Source organism: Aeromonas sp. HMWF017 (assembly GCF_003061465.1).
Classification (GTDB): domain Bacteria; phylum Pseudomonadota; class Gammaproteobacteria; order Enterobacterales; family Aeromonadaceae; genus Aeromonas; species Aeromonas veronii.
This window is the reverse complement of record NZ_QAJD01000175.1, coordinates 3,497-6,267: the sequence shown is the minus strand read 5'-3', so window position 1 is coordinate 6,267 and position 2,771 is coordinate 3,497. Positions and strand designations below refer to the sequence as shown.

Annotated in this window: 3 protein-coding genes; 2 read left to right on the top strand and 1 reads right to left on the bottom strand. The window is 61.6% G+C overall.

Annotated features, from left to right (window positions below; translation table 11 throughout):
• The coding region (locus DBR30_RS22640) for a substrate-binding domain-containing protein (RefSeq protein ID WP_258224515.1) at nt 1-356 on the top strand (356 nt) is incomplete at its 5' end.
• A gap of 32 nt (nt 357-388) precedes the next feature.
• Here the strand turns inward: DBR30_RS22640 and DBR30_RS19440 are convergent.
• The gene (locus DBR30_RS19440) at nt 389-2,164 is read right to left on the bottom strand and encodes a M4 family metallopeptidase (protein ID WP_108541515.1); all 1,776 of its coding nucleotides are present in this window, start codon (nt 2,162-2,164) and stop codon (nt 389-391) included.
• A gap of 346 nt (nt 2,165-2,510) precedes the next feature.
• Here DBR30_RS19440 and DBR30_RS22635 point away from each other — a divergent pair.
• The coding region (locus DBR30_RS22635; protein ID WP_375135862.1) for a GNAT family N-acetyltransferase at nt 2,511-2,771 on the top strand (261 nt) is incomplete at its 3' end.

Genomic DNA, 2,771 nt, shown 5'->3' with positions numbered 1-2,771 from the left:
CCCTGGAGGATATCGCCGACCAGCGGCTGGCACCTCAGGTATGGGGGCCGGGGTGTGACGTCTTTATCCAGCAGTTGCGGCGGCTGCGGCGGGCCGCCAGCCCCCTGCATGCGGTGCAGCCCGCCAGTGCGGCGCGGGATCTGGCGCTGGAACACGGGTTTATCACTCTGATGCCGGAGCTGGCCATCAAGCGGGATCTGGAGGTGGGGCGGCTGGTCAGGCTCGATGTGCGCAATCTGCCGCAAGAGCATTGGGATGTGATGATGGCGTGGCGAGGTGGCAAGCGACCCAACCCGGCTCGGGAAACCGTGTTGGCCACCGCCCGCACGCTGGCGAAACGGTGGCGCAATGAGTAGAGCGATGCGGGACAAGGCCCGCATCGGGTGGATCAGTAGCTGGCCTTGAGGGTCACGCCACTGAACGCGGAAAACCCTGACAGCTGCACATGCCAGGTGCCCGCCTTGGGATTGGTGAACGAGCAGCTTTCGTTATTGCCCCCCTTGTAGGGGCGGCAGTCGTAATTGCTGCTGGTGGGGGCGCTGCCAAAGCGGACGTAGAGGTCGGCATCTCCGGTGCCGCCACTGCTGCTGATCTGCAGCGACCTGGTGCCCGCCGGTACATTCAGGGTGTAGTTGAGCTTGCCACCCTTGCTGGCGGCGAGGTTGCTCACCGGCACGCCGTTTTGCAGTACGTTGTCGCTTGGTGGCGGCGTGCTGCCGCAGCTGGCATCGACCCCGACGGTCTGGAAGGCGCGTGCTACATCCGCCTGACTGTAACCCAGGTCGGCGGTCGCCCGGCTGACGCCGCAGGCCCCTTGCTGGTAGTTGGTGTTGGCGCCCCAGTAGAGGCGGTTGGCCAGCAAGAACACTTCAAATGCCTTGCGGGTGTTCCAGCCGCTGCTGGTGGCGAGCAGGTAGAAGGCGCGGTTATAGACCCCGGAGCTGTGGTGAACATCCATCCCCTCCCGATAATCCGCCGCATGGCCGATGGATCTGCCATCCCGGGTCGGATCCTCGAAGTAGCGCAGTGAGCCGTTGCCCTTGAAGATCTGGGCGCCAACCAGCCAGTCGTTGCTCCCTTTCATGTAGAACTCGGCCGCTTCCCCCGCCATATCGGAGAAGGCCTCGTTGATACCGCCGGATTGTCCTGAATAGATCAGCCCGGAGTTCTGCTCGGTAAAGCCGTGGCTCACCTCGTGGGCCGCCACATCGAGGCTCACCAGCGGGTGGAAGGTGGTGGCGCCGTCACCGAAGGTCATCTGGCTGCCATCCCAGAAGGCGTTCTCGTAATTCTTGCTGTAGTGAACCCGCATCTTCAGTTTGAAGGTGAGGGGCGCCGTGTTGTACCAGTTGCGGTACATGTCGAACACCACGTTGCCGAAGTAGTGGGCGTCGTTGAGGGGCGAGTAGGCGCCGTTGATCTCCTTGACCCGGTTCTCCGGGCAGGTGAACTGGTGGATGGCACCGCCTGAGGTGGCGTGGTTGAGGTTGATGGTATCGACGTTGGGGCTGATCATCCGGCAGTTGTCATCGACGATGAGCGGACCAAAGTCGGTGCCGTAGACGTATTTGCCGGTCTTGATGTTGCCCCCCGGGCCGGTGGCGTCCTTGTGGTTGATCCCCTCCCAGCGTTTGAGCTCCTCACCGCTCTGGGCATCAAGTATGACGAAGGGGCGGCTTGGCTTGTCACCTTCGGCGATGAAGGAGACCTGATAAACCAGCCGGGCTAGCCCGTTCTCATCCTGCATCACGTAGAGTTTGACCTGCTCGTTGCTCCCCTTGCTGCCCGCCTTGGCCTTGCTGGCGGCATCCTGTGGCGAGAGGGTGGTGGCCGGGCTTGCCACATCCTGATCGATCTGGCGCAGCATGCGCCCGCTGGCCTGTTGCAGCTGGCCGTTCAGGCTCTTGTCAGCCACCACCACCTGACCCATTACCGGGATGCCGTTCCAGACCTGCTCGTAGCGGATCCGCTGCTGGCCGTTGGGCAGCTTGACCACCCGCACCTGACGAAACTCGCCATCTTCCAGCTGCAAGGTACCACTCGCGGCACTGAGGCCTGTCATGGTCCGGATGCCGTTTGCCGTTACGTTGATCTCTACCTCTTGCGCCGCCAGTGCGGCGCTTCCCCAGCAGGCCAGCGCAACGGCCAGATAAATTTTATTCATCTCTTCTTTCCTTAAATCGATGAGGTTGATAAACCGACCGAAGGTCGGGCGTTTTGAAGCTAGTGCCGGTGGGGGAAAGTGCCCCCTGTCAAAAGTGACAGCGCAGCACAAAGGGGTAGCAGGATCTGCCAAAGTGCCGTTTGTGGGCATTCGTCGGCGCCATGTGGAGAGCATTATCCGGTTTCAGACACCCACCCTCCTCTTTTGAGGGAGGAGACTACGTGCGCAGTCACCCTCTGCGAAGCCTGCCGGATGAGGGCCGTAAAAGTGGCTGGCGCGGCCAGTGGCGATTGGCTACATTGGGTGCTGGTTCGCTATTTGATCACTGATTTGAAAGGAGAATCCCATGTTTTCATGGCAATTGGACGACGAGCTTGCGCTGCTCTTTTTGCAGCCCGATATGGCGAGCGAACTGTTTGCCCTCTGCAATGACAACCGGGAGTACCTCTCCCAGTGGCTGCCCTGGCCGCCACTGATCCAGCGCCCTGTCGACAGCGCCCTCTTCATTCGCAGTGCCATCGAGAAGTTCGCCCGCGGCGAGGGGCTCACCACCGCCATCGAGTATCAGGGGGAGGTGGTGGGGGTCATAGGTTACAACAGCATTGAT

Coding starts and splice junctions, on each gene's coding strand:
- DBR30_RS19440 (WP_108541515.1), bottom strand. CDS start 2,164: ATGAATAAAATTTATCTGGCCGTTGCGCTGGCCTGCTGGGGAAGCGCC.